The organism is Pilosibacter sp. NGB245, assembly GCF_057397225.1.
The window spans coordinates 1,445,223-1,464,447 of the sequence record NZ_CM171584.1; the positions used below are offsets into that span (position 1 = coordinate 1,445,223).

A 19,225-nucleotide genomic window follows, 5' to 3' on the forward strand; every position below is an offset into this window, starting at 1 on the left:
ATCAAAATCTATGCCCTTTTTAATGGAAAAAGATAACTTCCCGTTCTTCCGGTCTGAATCTTGCAATGAAGCTTATTGATATTTCGTCCCATCGCCAGAAGGATGCTCTCTGCCAGTGCATTTGCCTTTCCACGATACAGATATCTTCGAAAATTCATGTCCTCTTTTACGTCAGCAAAAGAACCTTCTGCCTGAATACTGCGATTCATACGGAGCATCGTTCCATACTCACTTGTGATCCGTTCCAGATCTTCTGCGCGTTTCTGGCTCATTGTTTTTGAAACCATCAGCACTTTATTGCGCTTTTCCATAGGTGTTTTGCAGTTGTTTCCCTTGATACATTCCGTTTTATAAGGACAACCAGTGCAGTCTGGGCTTCTGTAATAAGTTTTTACACTGACATATCCGCTAGTTGTTTTACTTCTGCGTTCATTTGTGACAGTTAGTTCCCTTCCGTTGAGGCAGATGTAGCTGTCTCTGTCTGCATGGTACTCCATGTTTTCCCTTCTACTGATGTCTTTTTTGTATTTTCGGGTCTTCGAAATCTCATAGTTCTGCGGCTTTATATAGGCGGTCTGTCCGTTTTCCTCAATGAAAAGATAGTTCTCTTCACTTTCGTACCCGGCATCTGCAACGACTTCTGAATACTTAAATCCCAGGTGATTCTCCATGTCTTTCAAAAACGGGATCAGGGTACGTGTATCGGTAGGGTGCGGGCTGATATCGATCCATGTGATGTATTCGGAATCCACTCCATGCTGAATGTTATAAGCAGGCTTTAACTGTCCATTCAGCATCGCGTCCTCTTTCATTCTCATGAAGGTTGCGTCAGGGTCTGTTTTGGAATAGCTGTTTCTATCCCCAAGCGTATACAGCTTTTTTGTATATTCCTTTAGTTTCTCCAGATATTGATCCAGCTGTTCCAGAGATTTCTGTAATTGTGTTTTTCTACGCCCGATTCCATGTACAAACACAATTCCCTCCTGCACTTTTATGCGGCACAACTGCTTCTTTAACCGTTTTAATGTGTGGATGGATATCCGGTCATGGTATACGGTCCTGATTCCATAGAGTTCTTCGCATTCAGCCACAAAAGAAGATAGTTTTGTGTATAACCGGGCCTGATTTTTCGTAATAGCCCGTTTCCATACAAAGGTATATTTATTGGCTGCAGACTCGATCTTGGTGCCATCAATAAAAATGGTCTTTCCTGAGATCTCACCAAGAAGATAGAGCAGATCTGACATTTGGGCAAGCAGTACCTTTGCACAAGCCGAAAAATGCAGGGAGATAAAACGCGCGATCGTTGCATGGTCAGGAGCCGGCATTCCTTCCAGGAGGTACATAAAGTTGATATCCCGTTTGCATGCCTTTTGGATATCCCTGCTTGAGTAGATTCGATTCATTGCTGCATAGATGACGAGTTTCAGCATCTGACGCGGCGTTGCCTGATTTTTTCTGATCCTGCTGTAAGTTTTATACAGTTCAGAAAGGTCCATTTCCTCCACAAAGGCACTTACCAGACGAACCGGATCATCAGATGGAATAGAAATCTCTAAATCCAGCGGAAGTTTGATTTGATAATACAGAGAAAAAGAGGTATAATCTCTCTGTATTATTTTGTTTAGTCGCATAAACTGATTATACCACGAACGCCGGGCTTTTCGAAGCTCGGCGTTTTGTGTTGGAAATATGAAATGAGCTGCCGCACGTTAGTGCGACAGCCCCCTTATAAAAATCGGGGCAACAGGATTTGAACCTGCGACCTCTCGGCCCCCAGCCGAGCGCGCTACCAAGCTACGCCATACCCCGGAAGTAAATTCATTATATCAGAATCCAGGGAAAAATCAACAAAAAAATCATGGATCTTTCTGTGCCGTTGCAAAGCTGCACGGGAATTGATATAATGAAATACATGAAAACAGGAAGGAATCAGAAAAATATATGAAACCTACGATCCTTTTATACCATCTGCCGGAGGGCGAGAGACTGTTAAAGATCAAAAAAGCGCTGTTTCCACTTGGAATGAAGCTTCGCGCAGTGAAGAAGGAAGAGTATCTGGAACCGGTGGGATATCTCGCAGGAGTGAAGGAGATCACTTCCTGCGGCGAGATCTACGACGGAGAGGACTTTGAAAAAGAGATGATGGTGATGGCAGGTCTTACGTCCGGACAGGTGGACCGGGTGATCTTGGCGCTCAGAAAGGCAGGAGCCGGACGGATCGACTACAAAGCAGTGCTCACACCGACGAACCAGAACTGGAATGCGCTGAAATTGTATGAAGAGCTTGCGGGAGAGCACGCGCGGATGAATCAGTAAAAAGCATACCCGGACGGGAATTGGAAGAAACTGATGACAGATCGTGCTAGGGCGGAAAAACTGCAAATAGGCATGGGAAACAAAAATGGTTAAGAATGTCTGATCGGACCATAGAGTGGAGGAATCAGCCGATGAAAGATGAAAAAAAGCAGAAAAAAGAAGTCCTGAAAAAAGAGATGGAAAGACTTGGAAGCCTGCAGCGGGAATGTAAGGAGAAAAAGATCCCGGTCTATATCCTGTTTGACGGGTATGATGGCGCCGGAAAGGGCGTTCAGATCGGGCGTCTCATGCAGGCGCTTGATCCGAGAGGATTTGACGTTTACACCGGAGACAAGGATACCGAGGAGGAGGCACTCCGCCCGTTCCTCTGGAGGTTTGCGGTCCATGCCCCGGCAGCGGGGCGTATCGCGATCTATGACACGAGCTGGTACCGGGGAGTCCAGGCGGACCGCTTTGAGGGGATCCTGAAGGAGAAACAGGTGGATGCAGCGTTTGAGGATATTCTTGCATTTGAACGCTGTCTCGTGGACGGCGGAACAGTCATCGTGAAGCTGTTCCTCGAAATATCGGAAAAAGAACAGGCAAAACGGTTTGAAAAACTCCTGGGATCAAAGGATACCGCATGGCGCGTGACAGAAAAAGAGCGTGAGAGGAACGCCCACTACGGAAAATACAAAAAGATCAGCGACGAGATGATCCGCCGGACCGATATGCCTTACGCACCCTGGTATGTGATCGATGCGAAGGATAAGACGGAAACGGCCCTTACAGTGATAAAGACGGTGGCGGATGTTCTGGAAAAGGCGCTTGAGAAAAAACGGGCAGGAAAAGAGCCGGAACTTTTTGAAGCTCCGCTCCCGCCGGACCGGTATGAAAAAGGGATTCTTGCAAAAGCGGATCTTACGAAGAGCCTCAAGGAGGCAGAGTACCGGAAAAAACTGGCAAAGCTCCAGAAACGCCTGGAGACGCTCCACGGGGAACTCTATCGTCTGCGGATCCCGGTGATACTGGGATTCGAGGGATGGGATGCGGCTGGAAAAGGCGGCGCGATCAAGCGTCTGACAAGCCACCTCGACCCGAGAGGTTACAAGGTCTGCCCGACGGCATCCCCGAATGACCTGGAAAAATCCCACCACTATCTCTGGAGATTCTGGAACAATGTGCCGAAGGCCGGACATATCGCGATCTTCGACCGGACCTGGTACGGAAGAGTCATGGTGGAGAGGATCGAGGGATTCTGCTCCGAGGCAGACTGGCATCATGCCTACCGGGAGATCAACGAGATGGAAACGCATTTCGTCAATTCCGGAGCACTTGTCCTGAAATTCTGGATCCAGATCGACAAAGATGAGCAGGAACGGCGCTTCAATGACAGGATGAAAAATCCGGAGAAACAGTGGAAGATCACGGACGAGGACTGGAGAAACCGGGAGAAGTGGGATTCCTATGTCCTTGCAGTGAATGAAATGCTGGAAAAGACCTCCACGAAGGACGCACCCTGGATTGTCGTGGAAGGAAATTCCAAATGGTATGCGAGGATCAAGGTCCTCGAGACTGTGGCGGACGCCATGGAGAAAAAGATAAAAGAAGTGGAAAAAGATAAGAAGAAATGAGTAAAGTTGTGATTATCGGCGGCGGGGCAGCGGGAATGGCTGCTGCCATCGGCGCCGCGGAGTGCGGACATGACGTCTCCGTCTATGAAAAAAATGAAAAGCTTGGAAAAAAGATCTATATTACAGGAAAAGGAAGATGCAACCTGACAAACGGCTGCGATACGGAGGACCTGTTCAGACACATGGTCTCCAACGGAAAATTCCTCTACAGTGCGATCTACGGGTTCACGAATTTCGATATCGTGGATCTCGTGGAGGCAAATGGCTGTCCGGTAAAGGAAGAGCGCGGCGCAAGGATGTTCCCGGTATCGGATCATGCATCCGATGTGACAGGGGCTCTGGAGCGGAAGATGAGATCCCTCGGCGTAAAGATCTTTCTGAATGAGCCGGTAAAGGATATCGTGATCCGCGAGGAAAAGGCAGCCGGGATCATCCTAGAAAAATCAGGAAAGACCGTAGAGGCCGACGCGGTGGTGATCGCCACAGGCGGACTTTCCTACCCGTCTACAGGGTCTACCGGGGACGGATACCGGTTTGCAAAGGAGGCAGGCCATACGGTGACACCGCTGTCACCGGCGCTTGTCCCGTTCGTGTGCGCGGAGGACGATGTGAAAGAACTTCAGGGACTTTCCCTGAGAAACATCGAGGTGACGGTCTGGAACGGAAAGAAGCTTCTCTGGAAAGAATTCGGGGAAATGCTGTTTACCCATTTCGGCGTCAGCGGACCGGTCGTTTTAAGCGCCAGCAGCTATGCTGCGAAGATCATCAGAAAAACGCCTCTTAAGATGGAGATCGACCTGAAACCGGCGCTCTCGAGAGAGCAGCTGGATGCCAGGATCCTGCGGGATTTCGATGAGGCGAAGAATAAGCAGTTCAAGAACGCGCTGAACCATCTCTTCCCGGCAAAACTGATCCCTGTGATGATCAAAAGAAGCGGGATCGATCCGGAAAAACAGGTCAATGAGGTGACGGCTGAGGAGCGGAAGCGCCTGGTTGACCTCACGAAGGCATTCACGGTAACGCTCACAGGACTTCGCGGATATAATGAGGCGATCGTGACCCAGGGCGGCGTGAATGTGAAGGAAGTAAATCCGTCCACGATGGAGTCGAAGAAGTTAAAAGGTCTCTACTTCGCCGGAGAGGTCCTTGACCTGGACGGCGTCACCGGCGGATTCAACCTGCAGATCGCCTGGTCGACGGGAATGCTGGCCGGAAGAAGTGCGGAATAAATGAACAGTCACGAATAAATAAAAAAACTTGAAATAAACTAAGGGGAGAATGACATGTCTTTTAATGTAGCGATCGACGGCCCGGCAGGGGCCGGAAAGAGTACCGTGGCAAAATCTGTCGCGGCACTGAAAAACTTTATCTATGTGGACACCGGAGCGATGTACCGGGCCATGGCACTCTATTTTCTTCGAAAAGGCATCGACAAAACGGACGAGAGTGCGATCAACGCCGCGTTGGGTCAGGTGGAGATCACGATCCGCTATGAGAACGGTGCGCAGCAGGTGATCTTAAACGGTGAGAATGTGTCCGGTCTGATCCGCACCGAGGAGGTCGGAAATATGGCATCTGCGACTTCTGTCTATAAAAAGGTCCGGGAGAAGCTTGTAGAACTCCAGAAGGAGCTGGCGAGACAGGCGGACGTCATCATGGACGGCCGCGATATCGGAACCTGCGTCCTTCCGGATGCCGACGTGAAGGTGTATCTGACTGCAAGCTCCGCAGTCCGTGCAAAACGCCGCTACAATGAGCTCAAAGAGAAAGGCACTGACTGTGATCTCGACGAGATCGAGAAGGACATCATCGACCGGGACTACCGGGATATGCACCGGGAGAATTCTCCGTTAAAGCAGGCGGAGGATGCGGTGCTTCTTGACAGCTCCGACATGACTCTGAAGGAAGTTGTGGACGCGATCGTTGCGATGATCGAGAAAAAGCAGGGTGCGTGACATGGAAGTAACAGTGGCAAAGACAGCGGGCTTCTGCTTTGGCGTGAAGCGTGCTGTGGAAAAAGTATATGAGCAGATCGGAAAGACGGAAAAACCGATCTACACCTACGGTCCGATCATCCACAATGAACAGGTCGTGGGGGATCTTCAGGAAAAAGGAGTGGAGGTCATCGACACTCTGGAAGAGCTGAGGACGATCCGCGATGCCGTTGTTGTGATCCGTTCCCACGGCGTCGGAAAAGATGTCTATGACATTTTGAAAGAAAACGGAGTGGAGATCGTTGATGCCACATGTCCGTATGTAAAAAAGATCCACCGGATCGTGGAAAAACAGACCGCAGAGGGAAGAAGAGTCCTGATCGTCGGCAGTGAGGACCATCCGGAAGTGCAGGGCATCAAGGGCTGGGGTGATGAGAGGACAAAAGTCATCGAAAACATGGATGATTTCCGCAGACTGGAATTACCGGAGGACGAAAAGCTTTGTATCGTATCCCAGACGACATTTAATTACAAGAAATTTCAAGATCTAGTTGAAAAAATTTCTAAAACGCGGTATGATATAACTGTTTTAAATACGATTTGCAATGCAACACAGGAAAGACAAGTGGAAGCGATGAGGATAGCCTCGCAGGTGGACGTGATGCTGGTTATCGGCGGGAAACACAGCTCGAATACCCAGAAGCTATACGATATCTGCCGGAAGGAATGTAAAAACACCTATTACATCCAGACTCTGGGCGACTTTAATCCTGAATGTATTAGTTCTGTGCGCAGTGTAGGTATTACGGCCGGGGCGTCAACCCCAAACAATATTATCGAGGAGGTTCATACTAAATGTCAGAATTAAGTTTTGAACAAATGTTAGAAGAATCATTAAAAACAATACGTACAGGAGAGGTTGTCACCGGTAAGGTCATTGACGTAAAAGAAGACGAAATCGTTTTAAATATTGGTTACAAGTCTGATGGCATCATTACCCGCAGTGAATACACAAACGAGTCCAATGTAGACTTAAGAAATCTTGTACATGTTGGTGACGAGATGGAAGCCAAAGTCGTAAAGGTGAACGACGGTGAAGGTCAGGTTGCTCTTTCTTACAAGAGACTGGCTGCAGACAGAGGAAATAAGAGACTTGAGGAAGCATTCGAGAACCATGAAGTTCTTACTGCAAAGGTTTCCCAGGTTCTTGACGGCGGTTTAAGCGTGATCGTGGACGAAGCAAGAATCTTCATCCCGGCAAGCCTTGTATCCGACGTATATGAGAAAGATTTATCCAAATATGCTGATAAAGAGATCGAATTCGTGATCACAGAATTCAATCCGAGAAGAAGAAGAGTCATCGGTGACCGCAAGCAGCTTATCGTTGCTAAGAAGGCTGAGATGCAGAAAGCTCTCTTCGAGAAGATCGCTGTAGGCGACAAGGTAGAAGGAACTGTTAAGAACGTAACTGATTTCGGTGCATTCATCGATCTCGGCGGTGCTGACGGTTTACTCCACATCTCCGAGATGTCCTGGGGCAGAATCGAGAACCCGAAGAAAGTATTTAAGGTTGGCGATAAGGTAACAGCTCTCATCAAAGACATCAACGGTGAGAAGATTGCCCTTTCCATGAAGTTCCCGGAGACAAATCCGTGGGCAAACGCTGCTGAGAAGTACGCAGTAGGCAACGTAGTTACTGGTAAAGTAGCTCGTATGACTGACTTTGGTGCATTTGTTGAGCTTGAGCCGGGCGTAGACGCTCTGCTTCACGTATCCCAGATCTCCAGAGAGCACGTTGCAAAACCGGCTGATGTACTTTCCATCGGTCAGGAGATCACTGCAAAGATCGTTGACTTCAACGAGGCAGACAGAAAGATCAGCTTAAGCATGAAGGCTCTTGAGGCTGACAACGCACAGGAGCAGACAGAGGAGTAATCCGGAAGTCTTTGATCTGAAATGAATTTTTTGGGACATCACAGTTGTGATGTCCCTTTTTTGGCTTAACGGGAAATTTCAACGGAACTCCCTGTTAAGCAAAAGGGCATTGCCTGCCCGGGGTGCGCACTCCAAAGTGCCCGGATTGCCGCAGAAATGCCGCAATCCGGATCCTTTCTACAAAAATGCGTAAGGGATTTGTAAATGAAATCCTAGTGTATTTTCAAGAATTATATGCTAAGATATGCCTACAAAAAAGAAAACAGCTGCGACAACTTTTTTGAAATCTGGAAAATTTGAGGAGGAACTGATATTATGAAGAATATGAAAAAAATGACTGCGCTGGCATGTGCAGCGATGATGATGGCATCTATGGGAATTACCGGATGTGCAAAGGCGGACGGACAGACAAAGGAAGAGACAAAAGCTGTTGTCGTTGAGACTCCGGCAGGAACGGAAACTTCCGCAACGACAGAAAATGAGGCGACAATGCTTCCAGGCGGCGAAACCCCGGAGGGCACAGGAGCGGAGGCAGAGAGTGAATACGCTCCGTTTGTCGGCACCGTTGTTTCCATGGAAAACGGTGAGCTTACGATGAACCGCCAGGTCGGGGATTCTACCGAGGAAGTGATCATCACGATCTCTGATGATACAAAGATCCTCGACGGCGTCAACGGTTACCCGGTTGAAGCAGATACTCTGACGGAAGGAAAAGCAGTGAACGTTTATGTGGGACCGGCGATGACAATGAGTCTGCCGCCGATCGCGAACGGGATCATGATCATCACGGATGTTCCGGAGGACGCGGCGTTCCCGAAATATACCCAGGTAGAGAGCCTTGATCAGGGAAGTGCAGACGGAGAGTTCGTTTTAACAACCGTGGATGGCAGCGAATACACGATCACGGCTGAGACAAGACTTCTTCCGTATCTGACTAAAAATATCGTTTCCGAGGAAGATCTCACAGAGGGAACCGATATCCTCGTCTGGACATCTGCAGATGATGCCGCAAAGACAGAGAAGATCGTGATCTTCCAGAACGGAAACTAAGGGAATAAAAAGACAGGATCCGGGCATACTTCCTTTACGGAAGGAGTGTGGACCATTGTCTAAAAAGAAAAGGGAACCGATCGATCCGGAGCATATAAAGCCGGAGGATCGGATGAAATTTGAGATCGCGAAGGAACTGGGACTTGCCGACAAGGTTGTAGCCGGCGGGTGGAGGTCACTCACTGCAAAGGAGAGCGGACGGATCGGCGGTCTTATGACAAAAAAGAAAAGAGAGCTGTCTGCGGGGGAAGAACGCATCTGATAAGGAGAAAAAGGAAAATTTTCGGACCGAAAATTCCTACCCGCAAAAAGTAACAGGAAAACTGCCGTTGAACAACCGGCAGTTTTCTTTTATAATGAGGAAGAAAGAGTTTGGCTGAATGCAAGTGAGACTTGATCCGGAGAGGATGGAAGATGATGAAGGTATCGCTCGTCTGCTTTACGAGAATGGGATTTGAAACGATGAAAAAGATCGCCGGGACGGGGAGTGCCGGCGGAAATGAGGAAAAATGGGACACGTCGCTGTGGGTCGCAGGGCGTTACGCGCTCCGGCTTGCCAGGGAAGATGCCGGTCTTCCTTATCAGGCGATCGTGGAGGGCGGACTTTCCGCGTGGACTGGGGCGGAGTTTCAGCGCTCGGATGCGCTTATTTTTGTCGGCGCCTGCGGGATCACTGTCCGCGCCATCGCCCCGTTCGTGCAGGATAAATTCCATGATCCGGCTGTTCTCTGCGTGGATGAGGCGGGAACGTTCGTGATCCCGCTCCTTTCCGGTCATGTCGGAGGAGCAAACCGCCTGGCGGAGTTTGTGGCCGGTGGGATCGGGGCGGTCCCTGTCGTCACGACGGCGACGGATGTGGAACGGAAATTCGCAGTGGATGTCTTTGCAAAGGATCACGGGCTTGTGATCACAGACCGGGTACTTGCAAAAAGGATCTCGGCGGATATTCTTGCGGAGGAACCGGTTGGCGTGTTCTCAGATTTCGGCTTTTCAGGATGGAAAAAAATACCGGAAGGACTGTTTCGCGACCGGCTCTGTAAACGGAATATCCGGATCACGGTGTCGGACCGGGAGAAGGACGGGATCCCGTCAGACCGTGTCCTGCGCCTCGTACCGAGGTGTGTGGCACTGGGGATCGGATGTAAACGGGGAACTCCGGCGGAGAAGATCCGAGAGACGGTGGAGGATGCTATGAGGCGGAACGGGATCGACCTCAGAAGTGTCTTTGCGGTCGCGAGTATCGATATCAAAAAGCAGGAACAGGGGATCATCGATTTTGCAAATACGCTGCAGGTCCCGTTTCTCACCTTTTCCAGTGAGGAGCTGAACAGCCAGCCGGGAACGTTTACAGAGTCGGAATTTGTCAAAAAGACGACGGGAACCGGAAATGTCTGCGAGAGATCTGCGGTGGCAGCCTGCCGGATGGGAGTCAGAGACTGCCGGATCTTATTTAAAAAGGAAGCGGGAGATGGCGTGACGGTGGCGGCGGCGTATGATCCCAGGCTGTAAAAAGATGCTATGCGGCAGCGCTTGTGATGTACACGGATAATAGGAGAGAAGAGACTATGATGATTCTTGTAAACGGAGGCAGTTCGAGCGGAAAATCGGCATTTGCGGAATCGCTGATCCTTGAACAGGATAAAAGAGAACGGGCGGAAGAAAATAAGACCTGCCCATCCTGGTATCTGGCGACGATGATCGCCTGGGATGAGGAGTGCAGGGAGCGGATCCGGAAACACCGGAATATACGGGCGGAGAAGAATTTCAGGACGATCGAATGTCCGGTGGATCTTGAAACGGCGGAGATCCCGGCTGGGAGCCGCTGTCTTCTGGAATGCGTTTCAAACCTTGCGGCGAATGAGATGTACCGGGGAGATATGAAGAATCCGGAGGAACATGCAAAAGAGAGGATCCTTGCCGGAATCGAAAAGGTCAGGAGGAAGTCCGGCTTTTTCGTGATCGTGACAAATGATGTCTCCGGAGATCAGGGGGCATACTCGGAGGAGACGGAAGAGTACCGGAACCTTCTGGGAGAGATCAATATTGCGCTGGCCGGGGAGGCCGATGAAGTGTATGAGGTCCTCTGCGGAATTCCGGTAAAGATAAAAACTGCGGAGAAGAACACGGCTCAGAGAGAGGACAAGGAGAAAATGGAGCATATGACAGACGGGATCACGCTGATCACAGGGGGAGCGCATCAGGGGAAAGCGGAATTTGCCATGAAAAGGGCGGTGGAGAACAGAGAAGACCGCTTTATCTGTGCGGCGGACGGAGAAAAAACGCGATTTGCCGATGCGTTCAACGCGGAGGTGATCTTAAATCTTCATATATATATAAGAAGAATGATCAAGGATCCGGACGAGTCGGGACTGCGGACGGAATATCCGGCTGGAAATGAGGAAAATTGCGGGGACAGGGCGGAAGCGTGCATGTACCGCTTTCTGGATGAAATTCTGGAAAAAAATCCGGCAGCAGTCATCACCTGTGATGAGATCGGCTGCGGGATCGTCCCGGTGGACGCGGATGACCGCCTCTGGCGTGAGATGACCGGGGACGCGTGCCAGTATCTGGCAGCACGCGCGGGAACGGTCTTTCGCGTTGTCTGCGGGATCCCGGTGCTGTTAAAAGGCGGTGAGCAGTGATGGAATACGGACACGGCGGTGATGTTTACCGGAACCGGAACGTGGAGCTTGACTTTTCGATCAATGTAAATCCACTGGGGATGCCGAATTTTGTGTGGGAGGCGGCGATGAAGAGCATCGCACTCAGCACCAGATACCCGGACAGTACCTGCGGAGCACTCCGCGCGAGAATGTCGGAACTTACCGGGATCCCGGGGGAGATGATGATCTTCGGGAACGGCGCTGCGGAGCTGATCTTCCGGCTGGTGCAGACGTTATGCCCGAAGAAAGCCGCGATCCCCGCCCCGTCTTTTATGGAATATGAGACCGCACTGAAAGCATGTGGGACGGAAGTTTCCTTTTTTTACTTAAAAGAATCGGAATCCTTTTTTCTAAACATTTCCGAATATCTGGAATTTCTGAAAAAAGAACGCCCCGATATGATCTTTTTGTGTACACCGGCAAATCCGACCGGTGCGATGATGAGAAAAGCGGATCTCTTAAAGATCCTCGACTACTGCAAAAGAGCGGGGATCGTTGCCGTGATCGATGAATGCTTTATCGAATTCTTAAATGAAGAAAAGGCGGATGGCTGTATCCGGGAATTTCTGGCGTGGAAGGAAGGAATGCCGGAAAATGGGGGAACGTTATTTCTCCTCAGGGCATTTACGAAGACATACGCGATGGCGGGACTGCGGATCGGCTATGGATTCTGCACGGATCCGGGACTTATCGAGCGGATGGAAGAAAACTGGCAGCCGTGGAGCGTATCGATCCCGGCCCAGGAAGCTGGGCTGGCGGCTCTTTCGGATGAGCGGATCCCGTTCCTGAAAAAAATGCGGGAGCTGGTGGAAAAGGAGAGAAAGGTTCTCTCGGACGGACTCACAAAGGCGGGATTTACAGTGTTCCATTCGGAGGCGAATTTCCTTCTGTTTAAGGATTTTAAGACGGAGCAGGAATCGTGGCTGTACGAGTTTTTTCTGGAACACGGGATCCTGATCCGGTCCTGCAAAAACTACAGGGAACTCGATTCGAGATTTTACAGGATCTGCGTCCGGACGCACGAGGAAAATCTTGAGTTTCTGGAGATCCTGAAAGAGTACCGGTAATTCCGTATGGCGAGGCTGGAACTGCCGGGCTGAAAAATTTTCGGAAATTTATAAGCAAAAATAATAAAAAAGTGAAAAAAATTATATGAATTGACGGTTGCTAAAATTCGACAAAGCTGTTATACTCTAGGATAATAACTGGAACTGACGCAACGACAGTTTTTAGTTATATTTTTTTTAAAAATAATAAAACAGAAGAAAGAGAGGGAACCATAAAATGGGTAAGATCATTGGTGAAGGTATTACATTTGATGATGTGCTCCTCGTACCTGCATATTCTGAAGTAATCCCAAATCAGGTTAATGTTTCAACACACCTGACAAAGAAAGTCAAACTCAATATTCCATTTATGAGTGCCGGCATGGATACCGTTACTGAGCACCGCATGGCGATCGCTATGGCGCGACAGGGCGGAATCGGTATCATTCACAAAAACATGTCGATCGAGGCGCAGGCTGAAGAGGTAGATAAGGTAAAACGTTCTGAAAACGGAGTAATCACAGACCCATTTTATTTGTCCCCGGAACATACATTAAAAGATGCAGATGAGCTGATGGCAAAATTCCGCATTTCCGGTGTTCCGATCACTGAGGGTAAAAAGCTTGTCGGAATCATCACAAACCGTGATCTGAAATTTGAGGAAGATTATTCCAAGAAGATCAAAGAGTGCATGACTTCCGAGCATCTGGTTACAGCTAAAGAAGGCGTAACTATGGAAGAAGCAAAGCGCATTCTTGCAAAGGCAAGAGTCGAGAAGCTTCCGATCGTCGATGAAAACTTTAACTTAAAAGGACTCATTACGATCAAAGATATCGAGAAACAGATCAAGTATCCGAACTCCGCAAAGGATGACCACGGAAGACTTCTCTGCGGTGCTGCAATCGGAATCACAGCAAATGTTCTTGAGAGAACGGAAGCCCTTGTAAATGCAAAGGTCGATGTTGTTGTTCTCGACTCTGCGCACGGACACTCTGCGAACGTTATCAACTGCGTAAAGATGATCAAGGAGAAATATCCGGATCTTCAGGTAATCGCCGGTAACGTTGCAACGGGTGAGGCTACAAGAGCCCTGATCGAGGCCGGCGTTGACGCTGTCAAGGTTGGTATCGGACCGGGATCGATCTGTACGACACGTGTCGTTGCAGGTATCGGTGTTCCGCAGATCACTGCTGTTATGGACTGCTATGCAGTTGCGAAGGAGTACGGTATTCCGATCATCGCCGACGGCGGTATCAAGTATTCCGGAGATGTTACAAAGGCTCTCGCAGCCGGCGGTAATGTCTGCATGATGGGATCCATGTTCGCGGGCTGCGATGAGAGCCCGGGAGACTTCGAACTTTATCAGGGAAGAAAATATAAAGTTTACCGTGGAATGGGATCTATTTCTGCTATGGAGAACGGCAGTAAGGACCGTTACTTCCAGTCGAACGCGAAGAAGCTTGTTCCGGAAGGCGTTGAAGGACGTGTTGCTTACAAGGGATTCGTTGAGGATACCGTATTCCAGATGCTGGGCGGTCTTCGTGCCGGTATGGGATATTGTGGTGCTCATGATATCAAAGAGCTTCAGGAGAACAGTCGTTTTGTTAAGATCTCCGCAGCCGCACTCCGCGAGAGCCATCCGCATGATATCCACATCACAAAAGAGGCTCCGAACTACAGCGTAGACGAATAATTTTAATCCCGAGAGGGCAGCAAAAGGCTGTGCAGGCGGCGGAAACGCTGTTCCCTGCACAGCCTTTTTTCGGACTGTGTGTATTAAGAAAAAAGGGACCAGATGGAAAATTTTATGAAGATGCTTTCGACCCAGGCGATCCTGCTCGTGTACATGGCGGTGGGATTTTACTGCAGAAAGCGTGGAATTATTGAAAAAAAGATGCAGGGAAAGCTCACGGATTTTGTTCTCAGGATCACGCTGCCCTGTATGATCTTTAACTCCTTCAGCATGCATATCACATTGGACATGTTAAAACAGGCGGCCCTGTGTCTCGGAGTGGCGTTTTTTATCTGCTTCGCGGCATGGCTCGGTGGAAAAGTTGTCTACAACATGTATCCGAAGGAGAAAAAATCCGTCTTACAGTATGCCACACTCGTCAATAACGCGGCGTTTTTGGGGCTGCCGATCGTGAAGGCGGTGCTCGGCGAGGCGGGAATGTTCTTGGCGTCGATCTTTATTATCCCAAACCGTATCTTTATGTGGACGGCGGGAGTATCGATTTTCACGGCGGAGGCGGATAAAAAGGCTGCGTTTAAGAAGGTCATGCTGAATCCGTGCGTGATCGTGATCTTTATCGGACTTTTCAGAAGCTTCACAGATTTTACTCTGCCGGAATTTCTGGCAAAGTCTATCACGGGACTTGGAAACTGTACAACTCCGCTCTCCATGGTCCTGATCGGGACGATGATGACGGAACTGACACTGGCGTCCTTTAAGGACTGGAGTACTGTGTACCTGGCGTTTATGCGCCTTGTGGCACTGCCATTTCTGGCGCTCTTTATCATGCGCCTGTTAAATGCAGATCCGATCATGACAGGATGCGCGGTGATTCTTACAGCGATGCCTGCGGGAAGCACGACGGCGCTTTTGGCGGAGAAATATGGATCGGATCCGGTGTATGCGTCGAAATGTCTGCTTACCAATACACTGTTCTCTCTGATCACAATTCCGATCATGACATTATTTATATGATATCAGGTTCAAAAGGTCTGAAGTTCGACGCAAGCCTGCTTGCAGTTATATAGGTTTACCTGGGATCCCAGGAGAAAGGGAAAACGGCTGAATTTTAAGGAAAAGCCGGAATAAAAGAAGTTTTATGAGTATTTTAAATGTAGAACACTTAAGCCATGGTTTCGGAGACCGGGCTATCTTTACGGACGTTTCTTTCCGCCTGTTAAAGGGGGAACATATCGGTCTCATCGGAGCAAACGGTGAGGGAAAATCCACATTTATGAATATCATCACCGGGAAGATGATGCCGGATGAAGGAAAGGTCGAGTGGTCAAAGAACGTCCGCGTCGGTTATCTGGACCAGCACACGGTGCTGGAAAAGGGGATGACGATCCGCGACGTATTAAAGAGCGCATTCTCCTTCCTTTTTGAGATGGAAGAGAAGATGAATGACATCTGTGCGAAGATGGGGGATGCTTCTGAGGACGAGATGAACGCCATGATGGAGGAACTCGGAACGATCCAGGACCTTCTGATGGCGCATGATTTCTATATTATCGACTCCAAAGTGGAGGAGATCGGACGCGCCTTCGGTCTCGACGAGATCGGACTTGACAAGGATGTCGACGAGCTCTCCGGAGGACAGAGAACAAAGGTCCTCCTCGGAAAACTTCTTCTTGAAAAGCCGGATATCCTGCTCCTCGACGAGCCGACAAACTATCTGGATGTGCAGCATATCGAGTGGCTGAAACGGTATCTCCAGGACTATGAAAATGCCTTTATCCTGATCTCCCATGATATCCCGTTCTTAAACAGCGTGGTAAACCTGATCTATCATATGGAGAACCAGAAACTTGACCGTTATGTGGGTGACTATGACCGGTTCATGGAAGTCTACGAGATGAAAAAGAGCCAGTTAGAGGCGGCTTACAACCGGCAGCAGGCGGAGATCGCAAAGCTCCAGGACTTTGTTGCGAGAAATAAGGCCCGCGTGGCGACGAGAAACATGGCAATGTCGAGACAGAAGAAACTTGATAAGATGGAAGTCATCGAGCTTGCGAAGGAAAAACCGAAGCCGGAGTTCCATTTCCTGAATGCAAGGGCAACCGGAAAACTGATCTTTGAGACGAAGGATCTTGTGATCGGTTATGATGAACCACTTTCAAAACCGCTTAATTTCCTCATGGAGCGCGGCGAGAAGATCGCGGTCATTGGCGCCAACGGTATCGGAAAGACCACCTTCTTAAAGAGCATTCAGGGCCTGATCCCGGCAATCTCCGGAAGTGTTGAGGTCGGTGATTACCAGTTTCCTGGCTACTTTGAGCAGGAGATGGCACCGGGAAATACCACAACCTGTATCGAGGAGATCTGGAAGGAATTTCCGTCCTACACCCAGTACGAAGTCCGCTCTGCCCTTGCAAAGTGCGGCCTGACTACAAAGAATATCGAGAGTCAGGTTCGTGTTCTCTCCGGTGGTGAGCAGGCGAAGGTCCGCCTCTGTAAGCTTATGAACCGTGAGACGAATGTTCTTCTTCTCGACGAGCCGACGAACCATCTGGATGTGGATGCGAAGGATGAGCTTAAGAGAGCACTTCAGGAGTACAAAGGAGCAGTTCTCCTCATCTGCCATGAACCGGAGTTCTATGACGGACTGGTGTCGAAGGTTTGGGATCTCAGTAAGTGGTCGTTGAAGATTTGATATATTTACAATTGAAGAAATCCGTGTCCTGCACAACGAAATCTGCAGGACACGGATTTTTTGTGCAATGGGAAATTCCGGTAAATGAAATGCATCAATACGGAATTTACCGGAAAATGGTCAGCGTTTATTTTTCTCTGTATGCGGCAGCCGTCCTCGGAGGAATCTCTTTTTGATCTCCGGCCACGAAAACGGGATCAGTGGATAGATATAGCTCTTTCCGGCGATGGTGCGGTTGAATACGATGGAGCAGACGGCGATGGCGGTGCCGAGGATGAATCCCCAGACGTTTAAGAGGGAGGTCAGGATCAGCAGGATCACACGCATGAATTTTAGCGCGTAACCCATCTCGAAGCTTGCCTGAGAGTAATTGGCTATGGTGACAAACGCCATGTAGAGCATGGTTTCGGAATTGAACCAGCCGGATTTTACAGAATATTCGCCGAGAACAATACCGGCGATAACACTTAACGGTGTGGTCAGCATGCTCGGCGTATTGACTGCGGCGAGACGCAGGCCGTCAATGGCAAATTCCAGGATCAGGAGCTGGAAGATCAGCGGCACATACATATCGTCCGCAAGTTTGATAAACTCCAGCCAGCCCGGGATCCACTCCTGATTCTGCATAAAGAGGAGCCATACCGGGGTGAGAAACAGGGTGAGGAAGGAGACGGTCATTCTGGAGAGCCGCAGGTAGGTCCCGGTCACCGGCGGGAAATAGTAGTCATCCGCCTCCTCGATAATGTCAAAGACTGAGGATGGCAGGATCATGCAGGCGGGGGAATTGTCAACAAGGATGACGATGTTTCCCTCCAGAATAGACGCTGCAGCCGTGTCCGGACGTTCAGAAAAACGAAATTTTGGGAACGGGTTGAACCATTTGTGGGGAAAGATACATTCTGCCAGACTTTCCTGATTCATAGTCAGAGCATCTACATGCAGATTTTCGATGCGGTCCTTGATCTTATTTAGCAGGTCCTCGTCCACACGACGTTTCATGTAGCAGATCGCGATGTCTGTGTGGGAGCTTTCTCCGGTCTGCATGATCTCCACCGTGAGATTCACGTCCCGGATCCGGCGGCGGATCAGGGCGGTATTGAAGATCATGGTCTCCACGAAGCCATCCCGGGATCCACGGAGGACCTTGTCCTTCTCCGGCTCCGAGACCCCGCGGGCTGGGTAAGTACGGCAGTCGATAAGGATTGCCCGGTCATACCCGTCGATTAAAAGACAGGAGAGGCCGGAGAGAAGCTGAGTGAAGATGATGGTATCATCGGTCTCGATGGTGGTTTCGCCGTAGTGGACATGCTGCTTTGCAAAGTCATGGGCGGATGCCGGGAAAGCATCCGGCTTTATGGAGGCGAAGTCCTGCATCAGCCGCAAAAGGATCTCATCCTTTGTGAAGCCGTCCACAAAGTACAGGCAGGCATTTTTGCCGGCGATGGTCAGCGTGCGGTAGACAATGTCAAAGTTCTTTGAAATGTCCAGAATTTCGTGAAAGTGTGAGATGTTCTGGTCGAAGTTGGTTGAAATATTCATGGCTCATTGGTCCTTTCGAGGATAATTACAGTGTAAAGGCAACGCTTCAGCAAAGCTGCGGATTTACTGTGATGGCTGCAGTACAGTATAGGATTTCTTAAAAACTATGAAATTATGCGGGGGATACATGGCATCTGTATGCCACCAGCAAATGTGTGCAGTATACAAAATTCTGACCATATCGGACAGGACGGCCATAGAATAGATTGTTTTTTTGTAAAAACAACGAATCTGCTTTTCCTCAGCGGACATTTGTGCGGAAGATAGTAAATATATACAATAAAATTGTGCAAATTTAACTATATTTACCATAGCATTTCCGGTAATATTTTGTTATACTGCATAAGCATTGAAATTGAAGGGGTATCAATTTCGAGGAACTGTATAATGCAAGGAAATTGTACGTGAATGAAAGGCTGTGCTCAGTGGGGGAGCACAGCCTTTCGCCATTCCAGCGTTGCCCATATGCAGTTCAGCGAATGCGAGTGTCTGTGCAGGCAGGCTTGCAGCGCACACGTACTTGCTGAACTGACACATGGTCGAACGATTCATGAAATATATATAAAACAATCGAAAAGCCATAGCTCTTTTCAGAAAAAAAGTGTATAATAAAAGTAATCATTCAGCCATGCGGAAATTTTCAAAACAATAGAAAGCACCGTTTATGACTGAATTGTTGTATAACGGGTAGCTGCGAAGATACGGAACAGTTGCTGTAACGGAATACACTCCAGGATTGAC

The 19,225-nt window shown here is 49.2% G+C and carries 16 protein-coding genes and 1 tRNA gene; 14 read left to right on the forward strand and 3 right to left on the reverse strand.

Going from position 1 to position 19,225, the window contains the following annotated elements:
- Positions 1-8: 8 nt before the first annotated feature.
- Together ACXMYH_RS06595 and ACXMYH_RS06600 are read right to left on the reverse strand one after the other, a co-directional pair.
- A complete protein-coding gene (locus ACXMYH_RS06595) occupies positions 9-1,634 on the reverse strand; it encodes an IS1182 family transposase (protein ID WP_486554761.1) in 1,626 nt (541 codons plus the stop codon).
- A gap of 104 nt (positions 1,635-1,738) precedes the next feature.
- Positions 1,739-1,812, reverse strand: a tRNA-Pro gene (locus ACXMYH_RS06600).
- Between the two features lie 132 nt (positions 1,813-1,944).
- Between ACXMYH_RS06600 and ACXMYH_RS06605 the strand changes: the two genes are divergently transcribed.
- The 14 genes from ACXMYH_RS06605 (at position 1,945) to ACXMYH_RS06670 (ending at position 16,945) form a co-directional block, all read left to right on the forward strand.
- Entirely contained in the window at positions 1,945-2,319 is a 375-nt protein-coding gene (locus ACXMYH_RS06605; RefSeq protein WP_118531855.1) for a DUF3783 domain-containing protein, read from the forward strand.
- A 131-nt stretch (positions 2,320-2,450) separates the two neighbouring features.
- Positions 2,451-3,932: a polyphosphate:AMP phosphotransferase gene (pap, locus tag ACXMYH_RS06610; RefSeq protein ID WP_486555748.1), complete on the forward strand. Its 1,482-nt coding sequence runs from the start codon at positions 2,451-2,453 to the stop codon at positions 3,930-3,932.
- Positions 3,929-5,161 carry a BaiN/RdsA family NAD(P)/FAD-dependent oxidoreductase gene (locus tag ACXMYH_RS06615; protein WP_405580959.1) on the forward strand — a complete coding sequence of 411 codons (1,233 nt, stop codon included), beginning with the start codon at positions 3,929-3,931 and terminating at the stop codon, positions 5,159-5,161. Before pap ends, ACXMYH_RS06615 begins: the two co-directional genes overlap by 4 nt.
- A gap of 54 nt (positions 5,162-5,215) precedes the next feature.
- Positions 5,216-5,887: a (d)CMP kinase gene (gene cmk / locus ACXMYH_RS06620; protein WP_118297828.1), complete on the forward strand. Its 672-nt coding sequence runs from the start codon at positions 5,216-5,218 to the stop codon at positions 5,885-5,887.
- A 1-nt stretch (position 5,888) separates the two neighbouring features.
- The gene (gene ispH / locus ACXMYH_RS06625; protein WP_329752050.1) at positions 5,889-6,734 is read left to right on the forward strand and encodes a 4-hydroxy-3-methylbut-2-enyl diphosphate reductase; all 846 of its coding nucleotides are present in this window, start codon (positions 5,889-5,891) and stop codon (positions 6,732-6,734) included.
- The gene (gene rpsA / locus ACXMYH_RS06630) at positions 6,722-7,801 is read left to right on the forward strand and encodes a 30S ribosomal protein S1 (RefSeq protein WP_118297830.1); all 1,080 of its coding nucleotides are present in this window, start codon (positions 6,722-6,724) and stop codon (positions 7,799-7,801) included. Before ispH ends, rpsA begins: the two co-directional genes overlap by 13 nt.
- A gap of 315 nt (positions 7,802-8,116) precedes the next feature.
- Complete coding sequence (locus ACXMYH_RS06635; RefSeq protein ID WP_486555749.1) at positions 8,117-8,851, forward strand: hypothetical protein; 735 nt, start codon at positions 8,117-8,119, stop codon at positions 8,849-8,851.
- Positions 8,852-8,906: 55 nt separating this feature from the next.
- Positions 8,907-9,113 (forward strand): alpha/beta-type small acid-soluble spore protein, encoded by a 207-nt coding sequence (locus tag ACXMYH_RS06640; RefSeq protein WP_486555750.1) that lies wholly within the window; start codon positions 8,907-8,909, stop codon positions 9,111-9,113.
- A gap of 152 nt (positions 9,114-9,265) precedes the next feature.
- On the forward strand, positions 9,266-10,360 hold the full coding sequence (locus ACXMYH_RS06645; RefSeq protein ID WP_486555751.1) for a cobalt-precorrin 5A hydrolase: 1,095 nt from the start codon (positions 9,266-9,268) through the stop codon (positions 10,358-10,360).
- A gap of 56 nt (positions 10,361-10,416) precedes the next feature.
- Entirely contained in the window at positions 10,417-11,493 is a 1,077-nt protein-coding gene (locus ACXMYH_RS06650) for a bifunctional adenosylcobinamide kinase/adenosylcobinamide-phosphate guanylyltransferase (RefSeq protein WP_486555752.1), read from the forward strand.
- On the forward strand, positions 11,493-12,581 hold the full coding sequence (locus ACXMYH_RS06655; RefSeq protein ID WP_118531843.1) for a pyridoxal phosphate-dependent aminotransferase: 1,089 nt from the start codon (positions 11,493-11,495) through the stop codon (positions 12,579-12,581). Before ACXMYH_RS06650 ends, ACXMYH_RS06655 begins: the two co-directional genes overlap by 1 nt.
- Positions 12,582-12,798: 217 nt before the next feature.
- Positions 12,799-14,253, forward strand: coding sequence for an IMP dehydrogenase (gene guaB / locus ACXMYH_RS06660; protein ID WP_118531841.1), 1,455 nt, complete (start codon positions 12,799-12,801; stop codon positions 14,251-14,253).
- 102 nt (positions 14,254-14,355) lie between these two features.
- Positions 14,356-15,267, forward strand: a complete 912-nt coding sequence (locus tag ACXMYH_RS06665) for an AEC family transporter (RefSeq protein WP_117469873.1) — start codon at positions 14,356-14,358, stop codon at positions 15,265-15,267.
- Between the two features lie 124 nt (positions 15,268-15,391).
- On the forward strand, positions 15,392-16,945 hold the full coding sequence (locus ACXMYH_RS06670; RefSeq protein WP_486555753.1) for an ABC-F family ATP-binding cassette domain-containing protein: 1,554 nt from the start codon (positions 15,392-15,394) through the stop codon (positions 16,943-16,945).
- 120 nt (positions 16,946-17,065) lie between these two features.
- On the opposite strand, the gene ACXMYH_RS06675 is transcribed toward ACXMYH_RS06670, so the two are convergent.
- Positions 17,066-18,484: a spore germination protein gene (locus ACXMYH_RS06675; RefSeq protein WP_486555754.1), complete on the reverse strand. Its 1,419-nt coding sequence runs from the start codon at positions 18,482-18,484 to the stop codon at positions 17,066-17,068.
- Positions 18,485-19,225: the final 741 nt, after the last annotated feature.